Annotated in this window: 14 protein-coding genes; 11 read left to right on the plus strand and 3 right to left on the minus strand. The window is 60.2% G+C overall.

Going from position 1 to position 16023, the window contains the following annotated elements; translation table 11 throughout:
• Positions 1–4 precede the first annotated feature (4 nt).
• Positions 5–1234 carry a 3-sulfinopropanoyl-CoA desulfinase gene (gene acdA, locus AXW67_RS00665; RefSeq protein WP_063675839.1) on the plus strand — a complete coding sequence of 410 codons (1230 nt, stop codon included), beginning with the start codon at positions 5–7 and terminating at the stop codon, positions 1232–1234.
• Between the two features lie 24 nt (positions 1235–1258).
• On the opposite strand, the gene AXW67_RS00670 is transcribed toward acdA, so the two are convergent.
• Positions 1259–2161, minus strand: a complete 903-nt coding sequence (locus tag AXW67_RS00670) for a LysR family transcriptional regulator (RefSeq protein WP_063675841.1) — start codon at positions 2159–2161, stop codon at positions 1259–1261.
• Between the two features lie 116 nt (positions 2162–2277).
• Here AXW67_RS00670 and AXW67_RS00675 point away from each other — a divergent pair, with 116 nt between their 5' ends.
• On the plus strand, positions 2278–3222 hold the full coding sequence (locus tag AXW67_RS00675; protein WP_082907705.1) for an MBL fold metallo-hydrolase: 945 nt from the start codon (positions 2278–2280) through the stop codon (positions 3220–3222).
• Positions 3223–3421: 199 nt separating this feature from the next.
• Here the strand turns inward: AXW67_RS00675 and AXW67_RS00680 are convergent, their stop codons facing one another.
• Positions 3422–4963 (minus strand): acyl-CoA synthetase, encoded by a 1542-nt coding sequence (locus AXW67_RS00680; RefSeq protein WP_063675843.1) that lies wholly within the window; start codon positions 4961–4963, stop codon positions 3422–3424.
• A gap of 275 nt (positions 4964–5238) precedes the next feature.
• Here AXW67_RS00680 and AXW67_RS00685 point away from each other — a divergent pair, with 275 nt between their 5' ends.
• From AXW67_RS00685 to AXW67_RS00725, 9 genes are all read left to right on the plus strand, one after another.
• Positions 5239–5913: a TetR/AcrR family transcriptional regulator gene (locus AXW67_RS00685; RefSeq protein ID WP_063675845.1), complete on the plus strand. Its 675-nt coding sequence runs from the start codon at positions 5239–5241 to the stop codon at positions 5911–5913.
• Positions 5914–6324: 411 nt separating this feature from the next.
• Complete coding sequence (locus AXW67_RS00690; protein WP_201723615.1) at positions 6325–7476, plus strand: acyl-CoA dehydrogenase family protein; 1152 nt, start codon at positions 6325–6327, stop codon at positions 7474–7476.
• Between the two features lie 121 nt (positions 7477–7597).
• Positions 7598–8359 carry an SDR family NAD(P)-dependent oxidoreductase gene (locus AXW67_RS00695; RefSeq protein WP_063675847.1) on the plus strand — a complete coding sequence of 254 codons (762 nt, stop codon included), beginning with the start codon at positions 7598–7600 and terminating at the stop codon, positions 8357–8359.
• Entirely contained in the window at positions 8356–9531 is a 1176-nt protein-coding gene (locus AXW67_RS00700; RefSeq protein WP_063675849.1) for an acyl-CoA dehydrogenase family protein, read from the plus strand. The genes AXW67_RS00695 and AXW67_RS00700 overlap by 4 nt, the downstream gene beginning before the upstream one ends.
• Positions 9528–10595, plus strand: coding sequence for a phosphotransferase (locus AXW67_RS00705; RefSeq protein ID WP_245315320.1), 1068 nt, complete (start codon positions 9528–9530; stop codon positions 10593–10595). Before AXW67_RS00700 ends, AXW67_RS00705 begins: the two co-directional genes overlap by 4 nt.
• Complete coding sequence (locus tag AXW67_RS00710) at positions 10592–11368, plus strand: enoyl-CoA hydratase/isomerase family protein (RefSeq protein ID WP_063675851.1); 777 nt, start codon at positions 10592–10594, stop codon at positions 11366–11368. Before AXW67_RS00705 ends, AXW67_RS00710 begins: the two co-directional genes overlap by 4 nt.
• A gap of 12 nt (positions 11369–11380) precedes the next feature.
• Complete coding sequence (locus tag AXW67_RS00715) at positions 11381–12544, plus strand: acetyl-CoA C-acetyltransferase (RefSeq protein ID WP_063675852.1); 1164 nt, start codon at positions 11381–11383, stop codon at positions 12542–12544.
• A 106-nt stretch (positions 12545–12650) separates the two neighbouring features.
• Positions 12651–13862: an ABC transporter substrate-binding protein gene (locus tag AXW67_RS00720; RefSeq protein WP_063675853.1), complete on the plus strand. Its 1212-nt coding sequence runs from the start codon at positions 12651–12653 to the stop codon at positions 13860–13862.
• Between the two features lie 166 nt (positions 13863–14028).
• Positions 14029–15174 (plus strand): acyl-CoA dehydrogenase family protein, encoded by a 1146-nt coding sequence (locus tag AXW67_RS00725; RefSeq protein ID WP_063675854.1) that lies wholly within the window; start codon positions 14029–14031, stop codon positions 15172–15174.
• 13 nt (positions 15175–15187) lie between these two features.
• Here AXW67_RS00725 and AXW67_RS39965 read toward each other — a convergent pair.
• Positions 15188–15951 (minus strand): IS5 family transposase gene (locus AXW67_RS39965; protein WP_145927316.1). Its coding sequence is split into 2 segments (ribosomal slippage): positions 15188–15613 and positions 15616–15951, totalling 762 coding nucleotides; the frame shifts between segments, so codons are not numbered across the junction.
• Positions 15952–16023 lie beyond the last annotated feature (72 nt).

A 16023-nucleotide genomic window follows, 5' to 3' on the forward strand; every position in this document is an offset into this window, starting at 1 on the left:
CGCCATGGAGCTTTCATCGGAGCAGTTGGCGCTGAAGGAAAGAGCCGCTGCGCTCTCGAACGGGCTGCTCCGCAAGCGCGGTGCCGAGATCGATCAATCGCGTGAGTATCCCTGGGATGTTGTTGAAGCGCTAAAAGCCGAGCGCTTCATGGGTATGACCATTCCGAAGGAATATGGCGGCCAAGGCCGGAGCTTCCTCGATACGGTGTTGGTCATTGAGGAGATGGCACGCTCGTGCACAGTCTCGGCGCGCATCGTCGTTGAAGCCAACATGGGTGCCATCTCGACCGTCATGGCATACGGCACGGATGCGCAGCGTCGACGCGCCGCCGATCTCGTGTTGGCAGGCGACAAGCCCGCCATCTGCATTACGGAGCCTGACGCGGGCAGCGACGCGAGCGGAATGACGACCCGGGCTGACAAGCGCGGCAATCGCTACGTACTCAACGGCAAGAAGCATTGGATCACCGGCGCCGGCGTGTCACGCCTGCACCTGATCTTCGCGCGCGTTTTCGACGAGGGTGGTGAGGAACAAGGTGTCGGTGGCTTCCTGGCGGTACGCGGGGAAGCCGAAGGACTGCGCATGAGCAAGCGCGAAACCACGATGGGGCTCTGCGGCATGCCCGAGGGCGAGCTCGTGTTCGAAGATCTGGAGATTACGCCGGACATGGTCCTGCTGCCTCCATCGGGCTTCAAGCGCGGCTTCGGCGACCTTATCAATGCTTATAACAGCCAGCGTGTCGGCGCCGGCACGGTCGCGGTGGGGATTGCTGCAGGAGCGCTGGAGCACGCCGTCGAATGGGCCAAGACGCGCGAGCAGTTCGGGAGGCCGATCGGCGAGTTCCAGGGCCTGCAGTGGATGCTTGCCGATATGCAGACGCAGCTCACAGCGTCCCGTCTGATGCTTCATGCGGCGGCATCCTCACGCGGCCCAAGTGGTAGCTCGTTTCCCGATCCAATGCTCGCCGCGCAGGCAAAAATCTTCGCGTCGGAAGCCGCAATCAAGATCGTCAACGATGCGCTGCAAGTGTTCGGGGCCCGCGGCTATTCGCGTGACTTCCCGCTTGAACGCATGGCGCGCGACGTGCGCATGTTCACGATCGGCGGCGGCACGGCCCAGGTTCTGCGCACGCTAGTCGCCAGCAAGATTCTGGGCTGGAAGCTGCCGCAGACCCGCGATGGCTACGCGATGTTCGAAAACCAATCAGATCGAGACCTAGGGGCGAGGCCATGACCTTGGGATTGTTGGCGTCGCCATTCAGGGTTTCCTCGCGCCTTGGCTCTTCCTCAGATTAGCGAATTCTTGCCGGATCAGGTCCACGACGGTTCTGACCTTGGGTAGATCCGCCATGCGCTTGTGGCAGATGATCGCGAGTTCTGCGCGGAGCGAGGTCGGAAGCTCGAGCTTGAGCTCTACAAGCTCGCCCGGCCGCTTGAGCCGATGGGAGGTCTTCAGAAGGATCATCGCGCCCACGCCGGCCTGGCAGGCCGCGACCTGCACACTGTAATCGTCAGACGTGAAAGCGGGACGAAAGTCAGGGATCCTGATCGCGAGCTCCGGATTCGGGCTCGTCATCTCACGCTCTCCCGCCCATGCGATCCAGTCTAGGTCGCGAAAATTGTACTTCGCGGGCAGTGTCCGTGCGTAGTCCCTGCTCGCGTAGGCGCCGATCGGAACGACAACTTCTTCGACGGTGATCAGGTCAGGATCATTGGACGGATATCTCCGGAGTGCGATATCCGCCTCGCCGAGCGAGAGGTTCAGACGTTGCGTGCTGGCCAGAACTTCGAGAGTGATCTGTGGATGCTTTCTCTTGAGCTTTTCCGCAATCGGAGCCAGGAAATCGAAGGCGAACGATGGTATCGCCGCGATGCGTACGCGACCGCTCACGGATGAAGTCTTCGCGTCAAGTGAGCGATTGGCTTCCGTCGCCCATTGCGCCATTCCCTGAACCGCGGGAAGGAGCCTCTGCCCGGCCTTCGTCAAGGAGATGCCCAGGTTCTTGCGAACGAAAAGCAGTTCGCCGAGCCCGTGCTCCATCTCCGCAATCCTCCGGCTCAAAGTGGGTTGGCTCACTCTGAGGCGTCGCGCGGCGCCGCTCAGGCTCCCGGCGTCGCAAACGGCGAGAAAAATCCGGAGGTCATCCCACTGTAGGTCCACCTATCGCTCCTCTGGCACCGCGGGCCATCCATTTATGTATGGCAACATAGGAATTTAGGCGATTGCTATTCTGTCTGTCCAGAGCGAAAGGGTCGCCAGAAACGAGGAAAACAATCATGCTCCGTAAATCAGGTCTCCTTTTCATTGGCGCCCTTACGATCGCCGCGCTTTCCGCGTGCACGCAAACGTCGCATCCGTCAAAGCCCTCCGCTCTTGGCAAGCCAATCAGTTCAGCGGGCATGGAAGCCTTGATCGATCAGCCGGGACCGATTGAGCTCAAGACGGTTGTCGGCGCGGATTGGATCGCCGATCTTTCGGGATTGCTCAACCTGAATGATCCAAAAGCCGTTCAGGCCGGGTTCAAGGATCACGAGGAGCCGATCAAGGTTTACACGCATGTCGTGCGGCATCCGACGCAGGGATTCTTCCTGGTCGACACCGGTGTTTCAAAGCGGCTGGTGGAGGATCCCGCAAGCGTGGGGATCGGTTGGGTGCTGAGAAAATTCGCGAAGATCCAAAGGATGCAGGTCCGGCAAGACACATTGTCGGTCATCAAGTCGGAGGGCGTTCCGCTCAAAGGCGTCTTTATGACCCATCTGCATCTCGATCATATCTCTGGGATGCCGGACGTTCCAAAGGATGTGCCGATTTACACGGGCCCCGGTGAGCCTGAGTATTCGAGCTTTGTGCATATGGCCGTTCAAGGGACGGAGGACAGCCTCCTTGAAGGAAGGCCCGCACTTCGGGAGTTCCAGTTCACGAAAGATCCGGATGGGAAATTCGAAGGGGTGATCGACGTCTTCGGCGATGGCTCATTGTTTGCGATCCAGACCCCGGGACATACTCCGGGCCATGTCTCCTATCTCGCTCGCACGCCAACAGGTCCGGTGCTCCTGACGGGCGACACTGCCCACACGCGTTGGGGTTGGGAGAACGACGTCGAGCCTGGGACTTACACGGACAACCGGGACAGCGAACGGAAGAGTTTGCTCGCGTTGAAAGCCTTGAGCGAACGCCACCCGAAGATGGTTGTGAAGCTGGGTCATCAGCCTCTGGGTTGAGCGGCAGCTTTGGGATCTTCTTCGGAGAAGATGGATGCGCCGATCGACGCCTTCGCGAAGGCCGGCGCGGAAGTGGTCTCCCAGCGGGCATTGTGATCGAGGGCAGCCGAGGAACTGATCCGCAAGCCCAACGCGCGGCTGGAGCATGGCGAAGCAGTGAATGAGCCCCGCCTGAAGCTGCCCCCCTGTTACTTGCCGCTTAAGCCGCTTTCTCTGGCCAATAGCGCTTACGCAGTTCCTGCTTCATAAGCTTGCCCGTCGGAGAGCGCGGCACCTCCTTTACGAAGTCGATGCTGCGGGGAGCTTTGTAGCTCGCCACTCGAGACTTTACGAAGGTGACAATCTCATCCGCTAACTGGGCGGTCCCTTCCACATCGGGCATCAATTGAACGATAGCTTTCACCTGTTCACCCATCTCTGGGTCCGGAACGCCTATCACCGCTACGTCGGAGATAGCCGGATGAAGAACCAAAACGTTCTCGATCTCTTGAGGGTATATGTTGACCCCGCCTGAGATGATCATGAACGCCTTGCGGTCGGTCAAAAAGAGGTAGCCATCCGCATCGACGCGTCCGATATCGCCGACAGTGGTCCAGTACGGATGCGCGCGATGCTGCGCGGCTCGTGTCTTTTCCGGCTCTTCATGGTAGACGAAAGGCATCTTGTCGCGTTCGAAATAGATGACGCCCGTCTGACCGGTCGGCAGTTCGCTCCCTTCCTCGTCGCAGATGTGAATTTTTCCGAGCGCGGCGCGGCCTACAGAACCTGGCTTCTTGAGCCATTCGTCTGGCCCAATCACCGTCATCCCGTTCATTTCGGTGGCCGAATAGTATTCCCACAAGACCGGACCCCACCAATTCATCATTTCGCGCTTGATCTCAACAGGGCACGGTGCGGCAGCATGAATAGCGACCTGCAAACTGCTGATGTCATACCCACCACGCACTGACTCGGGCAGTTTGAGCATCCGGACGAACATAGTCGGGACCCACTGACTGTGGGTCACCTTGTAGTCCTGGATGGCGGCCAAAGCCGCCTCGGCCTCGAATTTGTCCATCACTAGCGCGGTACCACCTAGCGCTTGGACCGTCGCACAGGTTCGGAGTGGTGCTGCATGATAGAGGGGCGCAGGAGAAAGGTAGATAGCCCTCTCGTCGAAACCGAAGTTTGACGAGAACATCTGCACCATCGTGTCTCCGGGCTCGGAAACCTGTCGCTCCGGCAACGCATGCTTTACGCCTTTAGGCCTGCCGGTCGTGCCGGAAGAGTACAGCATGTCGGCGCCACGCGGTTGCGAAGATGGCATGATGGCGCGAGCCGATTTCAACAGCTGCTGGTACGATTCGTACCCGACCAAATCTCCTTCGAGACTGACGCGACGCTTGAGCTGGTCATGTCTGCCAAGTCTTGAGGCCGTCTCGACTCCGCCGCGGCCTACGAAGAGCGCGGCAGCGCCGGAGTTGGAGAGCATGTAATCGACTTCGTCAGGGCTCAACCGATAGTTTATCGGCATCAGGTACAGGCCCGAACGCTGAGTGGCCCAATAGATATCGAAGATCCAAGCGCTGTTGTCGGAGAGGACGCCGACGACATCACCGGGCCGCAGGCCCGCGTCGAAGAGCCAATTTGCAACTCGCCGTGACCGATCCTCCAATTCGGCGTAAGTCACGACCTCACCGGTTGCCGTCATGATGAGAGCAGGGCGGTCCGGATGTGCAAGTGCGTGGGTTCCCGGGTACATCAACACTCCCTGGATGTTGCCCTTCCGAGGAAGAGGCGGAGTTGGGATTTCGAATGGAATGCGCTGACGAAGTTCTTGGTCGTCGAGTTGATCGCCAGAGGTCGGCCTGCCGTTGCAATGGCGCTCTACCGACTAAGCCAGTAAGTTAAGCAACGCCTTTCGCGCCTCCCGCCCCTTGATCCTCTTGAAGTTCTGGCTTGAACAAGAACTGATATTGATGTCACATTACTGATCGCGGACTGGTGGTCAAGGGACCGTATTGCTATGGATGGCAAATGCTGGAGACCGATGATTCTGCCTTGGAGCCCTTAGCTCCTGCGACGGCGAAGGGGGCAGCGATGCGTGAGCGCCTGCTCAACGCATCGGCACGTGTATTCGCGCGCAAAGGATATGAGGCCACGCGAGTCGAGGACATCGTCAAGATTGCCCGCACGTCTTACGGCAACTTCTACCGGCACTTTCGAAACAAGGACGAAATTCTGCTGGCCGTGTTGAAGCCGCTGGTGGACGAGATTTACGTCGCGAGCAAGCGCAGGATTGGTCGCTCGTTGAAGGCAACCGAGGCGGAGTTTGTTGAGAATACCATCGCTTATCTCAAGATCTATGCCCGGCACCGCAAGCTGCTGCGTGTCATGCGGGAGGCTGCGGCACGCGGTGAGAAGGCGACATTTCTGTCTCTCTATGTCACGGAACGTAGCCGTTTCGTAAGACGTACCTCTACCTGGCTGACTCGACTTCAAGGATTGGGCGAACTAAGCGGCGAGCTCGATCCCGAGATGGCAGCCGAAGTGCTCGGCGCTACGATGGAGCAAGTTTCCTATATGAAGCTTGATCTCGCTTCGGAAGATCCAGGCGATGCCGAGATCGAACACATAGGGGCTCACTGTGCGAAGATCTGGTACCGAGGCGTATTCGGTTCGGTCAAAGAAGATTCCGCTGCTCCGAATTAGTCGCGCGCCAATACGCGTCGGCTACTAACGTCGGAGCGGAAGCCGCTGGGTTGGCCGCAATCGGCGGTGCTCGCCCGAACGGCGTGTCGTCTTAAATCGCTGCATCAGCAGCGGCGGGCGTCGCGCTTTGCCGTGAACCCTCAAGCAATCGTCAGCACGCACATCCTAAAGCGCTTCGTGATTGGGGCGCGCTCTAAGCCTTGACGAGGCAGCTCGTCAGTAATATGACGTCACTATCACTTTTAAGCGCCGGTGCAGAAGCGCAAATGTTCAGCAGGGGGAGGAGCCGATCAGATCGGCGTAAAGGTCAATGAAAATAAATACTTCGTTGCCTTTTCTCCTCGTCTTCGGCGCGATCTCGTTCGTTCGTCCCGTGCTCGCTCCTGGTGACGGTTCGATGGGGATTGCGTCGTGATCCTGAATGAAACGCAAGCCGCGATCCGCGACGCGGTGCGCAAGTTTGCTCAGGAGCGCATTGCTCCCCACGCGCGTGCGTACGAAGAGGCCAGGGGGTATCCGTCGCGGCTCTTTGAAGGGCTTGCGGATCTTGGTCTGATGGGAATGATCGCTCCCGAAGCGGTCGGCGGCGCCGGCGCGGACTACGTGTCCTATGCGGCTTCACTCATTGAAATCGCCGCGGCGGACGGTGCGCTGTCTACGATCTTGAGCATTCAGAACAGCCTGATCGTATCAGGTCTGCTGAAGGACGGCACGCCGGCGCAGCAAGCGAGATTTCTGCCCTCCCTCATCTCCGGACGAACGATTGGCGCATTCGCACTGACGGAGGCGGAGGCCGGTTCAGATGCGTCCGCGTTGAGGATGCGCGCCGTTCGCGTAGCAGGTGGATACAAACTAAACGGAGCCAAGCAGTTCATTTCGTCGGGGCGAATTGCCGGTCTCGCGATCGTGTTTGCGGTAACCGATCCTGCCGCGGGCAAGCGCGGGGTCTCAGCTTTTCTGGTGCGCACCGACAGCCCCGGCTACAGCGTCGAAAGAGTCGAGCACAAGCTGGGCCAGATGGCATCCGACACTTGTGCCCTTCGGTTCGATGACGTTTTCGTCGAAGAGGACATGCGGCTCGGTTCGGAAGGCGCGGGCTACTCCATCGCACTCTCTAATCTCGAGGCCGGGCGCATCGGCATTGCGGCTCAATGTGTGGGAATGGCACGCGCAGCTCTCGATGCTGCGGTGAAGTACGCCGGCGAGCGCAAGAGTTTCGGGGCGCCAATCATCTCGCATCAGGCCGTCGGGTTTCGACTTGCAGATCTCGCAGCAAGGCTGGAGGCCGCTCACCAACTCGTGCTGCATGCGGCCGCGATGAAGGACGCCGATCTTCCCTGTCTCAAGGAAGCTTCCATGGCCAAGCTCGTCGCTTCCGAAACAGCCGAGGCGGTGGTTTCCGGCGCGCTGCAGACATTCGGCGGCTACGGCTACCTGGAAGATTTCGTGGTTGCCAAAATCTATCGCGATGTGCGCGTTTGCCAGATCTACGAAGGCACATCCGACATCCAGCGAATGGTGATTGCGCGCGACCTCGCGAGAGGCGCGGCAGAGCGGAACTAGCAGCCTGTGCCCCTCCTTGCCCGATCCAGTCGTCAGCTACGCAAGAACGCCCAGGCAACGATCTCAGAAGCGACCGCGATAACAATCGAAATTTGAACCTCGAGAAGACAGGGAAGGCAGCATGCACATCAAAGGAACGGCCGCGATCGTCACGGGCGGCGCATCCGGTCTTGGAGGCGCCGCGGCCGAGCGACTTGCGGCAGCGGGCGCCAAAGTGACGATCTTGGATCTCAACTCCGAACTGGGGGAGGCGCACGCCAGGGCTATCGGTGGGCATTTCGCTAAAATCGATGTGACTGACGAGGACGGCATCGAGCAGGCGCTCGAATTCGCGGAGCGCGTGCACGGTAAAGCGCGCATCCTGGTCAATTGCGCCGGCCTTGGTCCGCCCGGCAAAGCCATCGGTCGGGATGGCAGGGCGCTGCCGCTGCGAGACTTCGCCAGGACGATCAACATCAATCTGATTGGCAGCTTCAACGTCCTGTCGAAGTTCGCCGCGCGCCTTCATGCGGCCGAGTCGGTCGAGGAGGAGCGAGGCGTCATCATCAACACCGCGAGCGTTGCCGCATTCGACGGCCAGATCGGCCAAGCCGCCTACTCGGCATCCAAGGGCGGCATCGTCGGCATGACCCTGCCTCTGGCCCGCGAATTCGCGCGCTACGGCATCCGGGTCATGACGATCGCACCTGGCATCTTTCTGACCCCGCTGCTGGTGTCGCTTCCTGAAGAGGCCCAGAAGTCGCTGGGTAAGCAGGTGCCTTTCCCAAGCCGACTCGGTCACCCATCCGAATTTGCCCAGATGGTCGAATCCATCGTCGCGAATCCGATGCTGAACGGCGAGACCATCCGCCTCGACGGCGCAATCCGGATGGCGCCCAAATGAGCGGGGTCGGCATGGAGCGTACTCAGGAGATTGCGGATCGCGTTGAGCGGTTCGTTCGGGAGGTCGTGATCCCGTTCGAGCGCGATCCCCGCCGTGATCATCATGACTGTCCAAAAGACGAACTGGTCACCGAGCTGCGTGAATTGGCGCGGGCGGCAGGCGTATTGACGCCGCACATACTGGCCGACGGTTCGCATCTCTCGCAGAGCGAGACAGCGATCGTCCTGGCCAAGACAGGTTTATCGCCGCTTGGCCCGCTCGCATGCAACACGGCGGCTCCCGATGAAGGCAATATGTACCTTCTGGGTAAGATCGGCTCGCCCGAGATCAAGGAGCGCTTCCTAAAGCCGCTTGTCGAGGGAAGCGCGCGGTCCGCGTTCTTCATGACCGAACCGGCCGAGGAGGGCGGAGCGGGATCGGACCCATCGATGATGACGACGACCTGTCGTCCGGACGGCAACCAGTGGGTCGTGAATGGACGCAAGGCTTTCATCACGGGAGCACGCGGAGCCAAGGTTGGGATCGTGATGGCAAAGGCCGAGGAGGGCGCATGCATGTTCCTCGTCGATTTGCCCGATCCGGCGATCACCATCGATCATGTGCCCAACACGATCGACAGCTCCATGCCGGGCGGCCACGCCGTCGTGACCATCCGCAATTTGCGCATCCCGGCCGATCAAATGCTCGGACAGCCGGGTGAGGGGTTCAAATATGCGCAGATCCGGCTTTCGCCGGCCAGGCTGTCGCATTGCATGCGCTGGCGAGGCGCCTGCATCCGCGCCAACGAGATCGCGACCGGATACTCCAACCGCCGGAAGGCGTTCGGGAAGACGCTCATCGATCATGAGGGAGTCGGCTTCATGCTTGCCGACAACCTCATCGACCTCAAACAGGCCGAGTTGATGATCTCCTGGTGCGCGAGTGTGCTCGATGCGGGCTCGCTGGGAACGAACGAGAGCTCCATGGCAAAGGTCGCGGTCAGCGAGGCCCTCATGCGGGTGGCCGATCGTTGTGTGCAGGTGATGGGTGGCTCGGGCGTTACCAACGAAACCATCGTCGAACAGGTGTTCCGCGAGGTGCGTGCGTTTCGCATCTACGACGGCCCCACCGAGGTGCACAAATGGTCGCTTGCGAAGAAGATCAAGCGCGATTGGCAAAAGGCGAATCCGTGAGCGCTCTCGACGAAGCCGCAAACTCCGGATTGGTGGATCCGTCCGATGCCCATCGCCTCGACGATAACGCCTTGTCGAGCTGGATGACGGCAAACGTCGAGGGGTTTCGAGGACCTCTCAACGCCTCCAAATTCAGGGGAGGCCAGTCGAATCCGACTTATCGTATCCAATCCGCGGACGGCGTTTACGTGCTCCGGCGGAAGCCGCCGGGGCCGCTGGTCGCGGGCGCGCACGCGGTCGACCGCGAGGCACGCGTACAGCGCGCGCTGTCGCAAGTTGGGTTTCCGGTGGCGCGCATCCACGGGTATTGCGCCGACAAGTCCGTTATCGGGAGCGAATTCTATGTGATGCAGCTCGTGGAGGGCCGGATCTTCTGGGATGCGACCTTCCCTGGAGTGAGCCGGGAAGAGCGTCCCTCCTATTTCAACGCCATGTGCGACGTGATCGCGCAACTCCACTCCGTCGACCCGGCATCGATCGGTCTGGGCGATTACGGAAAACCGGGAAGCTACTTTGCGCGCCAGATCAGTCGCTGGACGCGTCAGTATCAGGACGATCCGGAGGCCGGTCGCGACGCGAACATGGATCACCTCGTCAGAGACCTCCCGGGGATGATTCCCGCCGGCGACGAAGTCTCCATCGTCCACGGCGATTTCCGTTGCGACAATCTGATCTTTCATGCGAGCGAGCCGCGCGTCATCGCGGTGCTCGACTGGGAACTGTCGACTCTCGGACATCCTCTGGCGGACTTCGCCTACCACGCGATGATGTACCGCATGCCTCCGCACATCGTTGCCGGCCTCGCGGGCGCGGATCTGGCTGCTCTCAATATCCCGGGCGAAGCAGAGTACATCGACCGGTATTGCCGGGCGACCGGCCGCGAAGTGATTGCGGACTGGCAGTTCTATGTCGCTTTCAACTTCTTTCGGCTGGCGGCGATCATGCACGGCATAGCCGGCCGCGCGTTGCGCGGAACGGCTTCGTCGGCGCAGGCCATCGAGCGCGGAAAGGCATTTCCCGAGTTGACGGCGCTGGCGGTCCGCGCCCTGGAGGAGCCGTCATGAGCGGTCCGGTCGAACTGTCGTGCGTCGACAAGATTGCGACGCTGACCCTGTCGCGCCCGAACCAGGGCAACACGATTGACCCTGCCATGGCCCTCGCTCTTCTGAAGGCCGCCGAGCGATGCGATGAAGATGACGACGTTCGCTGCGTCATTCTGACCGGCCGGGGAAAGCTCTTTTGCGGGGGCGGCGACGTCGGTGCTTTCGCCGCGGCCGGCGACGACGTGTCTGCCTTCTTGCAGGACCTGGCGGGAACGCTGCATGCCGCGATCGTGCGCCTCATGCGAATGCGAAAGCCGTTGATCACCCTCGTGAACGGGCCCGCAGCCGGAGCCGGCATGAGCCTGGCGATGATCGGCGACTTCGCGTTGGCGGCTCGCTCTGCACATTTCAGCGCGGCCTATACCGCATTGGGCCTCAGTCCGGACGGAGGAATGAGCTGGCTGCTGCCGCGGGTGGTTGGCCTCAGGCGGGCGCAGGAGATCATCCTGTCCAACCGGCGCGTATCGAGCGACGAGGCAGCGCGGATTGGTCTCGTTACGCGCGTTGTCGAAGACGAGCAGTTGGCTGCCGCCGGCGCCGACATCGCGGCGAAGCTTGCAGCACAACCCGTCGCGGCGCTCGGCGCCGCACGCCGTCTCTTGCTTGAAAGCTACGATAGCACGTTGGAGGCACAGCTTCAGCGGGAGACGCAAAGCATAGCCGAGCTTGGCAGATCGGATGAATCGCGCCGTCGCGTAGCTGGGTTCGCCGCGCGTCGAAATTCAAACGGATGAAAGGAACAGGCCATGGCAGAAGCTTATATTGTCGAAGCGGTACGGACGGCGGGCGGCAGGCGCAACGGCAAGCTTGCCGGATGGCACCCCGCCAACATGGCGGCGGAGACGCTCAACGCGGTCGTCGATCGCTGCGGAATCGATCCAGGGGCCGTCGAGGACGTCATCCTGGGCTGCGTGACGCAGGCCGGCGAGCAGGCGTTTGCCTTCGGGCGGAATGCGGTACTCGCCTCCAGGCTTCCGGGGTCCGTCCCGGCCGTCACGATCGACAGGCAATGCGGCAGCTCTCAGCAGGCGGTTCAGTTCGCCGCCCAGGCGGTGATGTCCGGCACTCAGGACGTCGTGATAGCGGCCGGCGCGGAAAGCATGACCCGCGTGCCGATGTTCTCCAACATCTCGCTGCACCAGAAGGAAGGCATTGGAATCGGTCCGATCAGTGATCGGATCCAGAAGCGATTTGGCGTGGAATCCTTCAGCCAGTTTGAGGGCGCCGAGATGATCGCCAAGAAGTACGGGTTCGACCGGCTGACCCTGGACAGGTTTGCCCTCGAAAGCCATCGACGCGCAGCAGCGGCAACGAAATCCGGAGCCTTCAGGAACGAGATCGTTCCCCTCAAGATCGAAGAGGGCCAGCACACCGAGGACGAAGGCATTCGCTTCGACGCTTCGCTGGAGTCGATCGGCTCGGTGAAGCTTCTGAAGGAGGGCGGTGTCGTCAGCGCCGCCAATGCAAGCCAGATCTGCGACGGTGCCTCCGCAGCGCTGGTCGTCAGCGAAAAGGCTCTCAAAGAACACAATCTGAAGCCGATCGCCCGCATCGTCGGTCTTACGGTGACCGCCGGCGACCCCGTCATCATGCTCGAGGAGCCGATCTACGCAACCCGCCGGGCTCTTGCGAAAGCCGGAATGAAGATCGGCGACATCGATCTTTACGAGGTCAACGAGGCCTTTGCGCCGGTGCCCCTCGCATGGCTTCAGGCGATCGAGGCGGACCCTGCAAAGCTCAACGTCAACGGCGGCGCAATTGCACTCGGTCACCCTCTCGGCGCCTCGGGTACAAAACTCCTCTCAACTCTGGTCCACGCCCTGAGGACTCGCGGTAAGCGATATGGCCTTCAGACCATGTGTGAGGGCGGCGGCATTGCCAACGTCACCATCGTCGAAGCTTTGGGATGATCTTCCAAGCCCCCTTCACCGAGCTTGTCGGGTCTTCCATTCGGCGATCCCAAGCTAAGGCTGAATCGCCAAACCAAAAAAGTGAAACGCAACAAGGAGAAGTGAGATGTTTGTGAAGACTATAGGGACGTTCGCTTTGGCGACATCGATCATTGTATTCGCCTCGGGCGCAGCATTGGCCCAAAAAAAATACGACACTGGCGCGTCCGACGCCGAGATCAAAGTCGGCAATCTCATGCCGTACAGTGGTCCAGGATCTGCCTATGGTGTCATCGGCCAGGTGGAGGCCGCCTACTTCAAGATGATCAACGACAAGGGCGGCATCAACGGCCGCAAGATCAACTTCGTCAGCTATGACGATGCCTACTCGCCTCCCAAGGCTGTCGAGCAGACGCGCAAGCTGGTGGAGAGCGACGAAGTTCTGCTCATGTTCGATCCGCTGGGCACAGCCAACAACACGGCTATCCAGAAGTACTTGAACTCCAAGAAGGTCCCGCAGCTTTTCGTCGCGGCGGGCGCAACCAAGTTCAACGATCCCAAGAACTTCCCCTGGACTACGGGCTGGCAACCCTCCTACCAGAGCGAGGCTCGCGCCTACGCGAAGTACATCCTCAAAGAAAAGCCAAACGCCAAAGTCGCCGTATTCTATCAAAACGACGACCTCGGAAAAGACTACCTGAAGGGCCTCAAGGACAAGTTAGGTGCTCAGATTGTCGCCGAGGAAAGCTACGAAACGTCAGAGCCGACGATCGACGGTCACATCGTCAAGCTCAAGGCGACAGGGGCCGACACCTTAGTCGATATCAGCTCTCCCAAGTTTGCGGCTCAGGCAATCAAGAAGATTGCCGAAGTCGACTGGAAGCCGCTGCACATCCTCAGCAACGTCTCGGCGTCGGTCGGTAGCGTGATCAAGCCTGCTGGCTTTGAGAACGCACAAGGCATCATTTCCGCTACCTACTTGAAGGATCCGGCGGATCCGCAGTGGGACAATGATCCCGGAATGAAAGAGTTTCAGGGCTTTCTGAGCAAGTATTATCCAGAAGGCAACAAGCGCGACATCTTGCTGATCACCGGCTACGCGCTTGCAGAGACGCTGGCCCAGACGTTGAAGCAATGCGGCGACGATCTCACTCGCGAGAACGTCATGAAGCAGGCTGCGTCTCTAAAGGATTGGCGGACTGAAGCGCTCTTGCCGGGAATCTACGTGAACACCTCGCCGACCGACTTTGCTCCGATCAGTCAACTTCGGCTGATGCGCTTTAGCGGCGAAAAGTGGGAGCTGTTCGGAGACGTGATCAACGGGGATACGGCCGACTGAGCCACTCGCAGTGAATTGCGGCGCATGCCTTCGACACCACATATCAAGGCTCGCCTTTGTCGAAAGGCATGCGCGGCGGGCGCAATCGGCAGCGCTTGGATAAATGCGAAATCCAAGCGGCAGCGAACGCAATCGTTGCGTTCGTAAGAAGCGATGAGTAGCACGCATGATCAACTATCGACTCTCCTGGCTCGATTCTCACCTTGAGATGTATCGAGACACCGTTTCCCGCTTCGTCGACAGGGAAATGGCGCCGCTGGACGAAGAAGCTCGCGAACGCGGCAATGTCGGCCATGAACTCTGGCTGAAGGCGGGCGCGCTCGGGCTTCTTTGTTCGGACATTCCGACCGAATATGGCGGCGGCGGTGGCGACTTTCGGCACGAAGCGATCTTCTACGACGCAATGGCGCGCCGCGGCCTGACGGGAATGAACCCGTCGGTCCACACGATCGTGGCGCACTATCTGCTGAATCACGGGACGGAGGAGCAAAAGCGCGAATATTTGCCGCGCTTGGCGAGCGGAGAACTCGTCGGCGCCATCGCGATGACCGAGCCGGGGGCGGGCTCGGATCTCCAATCCATTCGAACCCGCGCTGAAAAGCGCGGCGATAGCTACGTCATCAACGGCTCAAAGACGTTTATTTCCAACGGTCTTCTTGCGGGCTTGGTGCTCGTCGTTGCGAAGACCAATCAGGCCGAGCGGGCGAGCGGAATGTCGATCATCCTGGTCGAGACGGCAAAATCTCCAGGATTCAGGGTCGGCCGTGTACTCGATAAGCTCGGACTGAAAGCGCAGGATACTTCCGAACTGTTCTTCGACGACGTCGCCGTGCCGACCTCGAACCTACTCGGCGGCGCGGAGGGGCGCGGCTTCTATCAACTGATGTCGGATCTGCCGTATGAGCGCACGATCATTGGTGTCATGGCGGTGGCAGCAATGGAGGGTGCAGTCGAGGCGACGCTCGCCTTTGTTCGGCAACGAAAGGCGTTCGGAAAGTCGATCGCAGACTTCCAGAATACCAAGTATCGGCTGGCCGAGTTGGCAACGATTACAAAGGTGACGCGCAGCTTTATAGACGAGTGCGTCGAAGCATTGGTTTCCGGGACGCTCGATGCGGCGACGGCCTCGATGGCTAAGCTCTGGGCATCGGAACAGCAGGGCAAGGTCATCGACGAGTGTTTGCAGCTACACGGCGGGTACGGCTTCATGAACGAGTATCTCATCGCACGCATGTATGCGGATGCTCGCGTGCAGCGGATTTACGGCGGAACCAGCGAAATGATGAAGGAAGTGATCTCCAGAGCGCTCTAGGCGGTGTGGACACTTATCGCATCCATAGGACGATGGCAGCGAGAGTGACGACGGCTCGGTAATTTCGGGCGGTCTTTTCGAAGCGGGTAGCGACGCGGCGGAACTGCTTGAGTTTGGAGAAGCAGCATTCCACGAGATGGCGCTGGGCATAGAGATGTTTGTCGAGCGGATATTTGAGGGCGCGTGACGGGTTGTTGGGGATGACGGCGAGCGCCTTTTTGGCGGCGATGTCTTGGCGCAAATGATCGGCGTCATAGGCTGTATCGGCGATGACGACCTCGGCCGGCAGTCCCTCGATCAATGCGGCGGCCTGTGGTGCATCGCCCTTCTGGCCTGCGGTGAGCGTGAACCGTACAGGACACCCCAAGCCGCGAACGGCCATATGTATCTTCGTGCTCAGGCCGCCGCGCGAGCGGCCAAGCGCCTGATCTTCAGACCCCCTTTTTTCGCCCCGGCGGCGTGCTGATGCGCCCGGACGATGGTGGAATCGACGATCAGATATTCGAAGTCTGGATCATCAGACATCGCCTCGAAGATCCGCCACCAAACACCCTTGATGCTCCATCGACTGAAGCGCCGGAATACGCTGTTCCAGTCTCCGAACGCCTCCGGAAGGTCGCGCCAGGGAGAGCCTGTACGCACGATCCAGAGCACACCTTCCACGAACATCCGGTTGTCCCGCCCGGTCGAACCCTTCTGGTCGGGCCGGCCTATGATCAGCGGCGCCATGCGCTCCCAGGCCGCGTCGCTCAACACCAAACGATCCATCACACCCAAGGCCGCCTCCCAAAAAGAAGCCTTGAATCTGATTTGCTCTCAAAAGGGAATCCTTAGAGTCCACACCGCCTA

It is taken from the genome of Bradyrhizobium neotropicale (genome assembly GCF_001641695.1).
Taxonomy (GTDB): Bacteria; Pseudomonadota; Alphaproteobacteria; order Rhizobiales; family Xanthobacteraceae; genus Bradyrhizobium; species Bradyrhizobium neotropicale.

Bases quoted from the DNA above. Each gene is read 5' to 3' on its own strand.
- AXW67_RS00700 (WP_063675849.1), top strand. From the start codon at position 8,356: ATGAGCGGGGTCGGCATGGAGCGTACTCAGGAGATTGCGGATCGCGTT.
- AXW67_RS00720 (WP_063675853.1), top strand. From the start codon at position 12,651: ATGTTTGTGAAGACTATAGGGACGTTCGCTTTGGCGACATCGATCATT.
- AXW67_RS00685 (WP_063675845.1), top strand. From the start codon at position 5,239: ATGCTGGAGACCGATGATTCTGCCTTGGAGCCCTTAGCTCCTGCGACG.
- AXW67_RS00715 (WP_063675852.1), top strand. From the start codon at position 11,381: ATGGCAGAAGCTTATATTGTCGAAGCGGTACGGACGGCGGGCGGCAGG.
- AXW67_RS00675 (WP_082907705.1), top strand. From the start codon at position 2,278: ATGCTCCGTAAATCAGGTCTCCTTTTCATTGGCGCCCTTACGATCGCC.
- AXW67_RS00695 (WP_063675847.1), top strand. From the start codon at position 7,598: ATGCACATCAAAGGAACGGCCGCGATCGTCACGGGCGGCGCATCCGGT.
- acdA (WP_063675839.1), top strand. From the start codon at position 5: ATGGAGCTTTCATCGGAGCAGTTGGCGCTGAAGGAAAGAGCCGCTGCG.
- AXW67_RS00725 (WP_063675854.1), top strand. From the start codon at position 14,029: ATGATCAACTATCGACTCTCCTGGCTCGATTCTCACCTTGAGATGTAT.
- AXW67_RS00710 (WP_063675851.1), top strand. From the start codon at position 10,592: ATGAGCGGTCCGGTCGAACTGTCGTGCGTCGACAAGATTGCGACGCTG.
- AXW67_RS00680 (WP_063675843.1), bottom strand. From the start codon at position 4,963: ATGTACCCGGGAACCCACGCACTTGCACATCCGGACCGCCCTGCTCTC.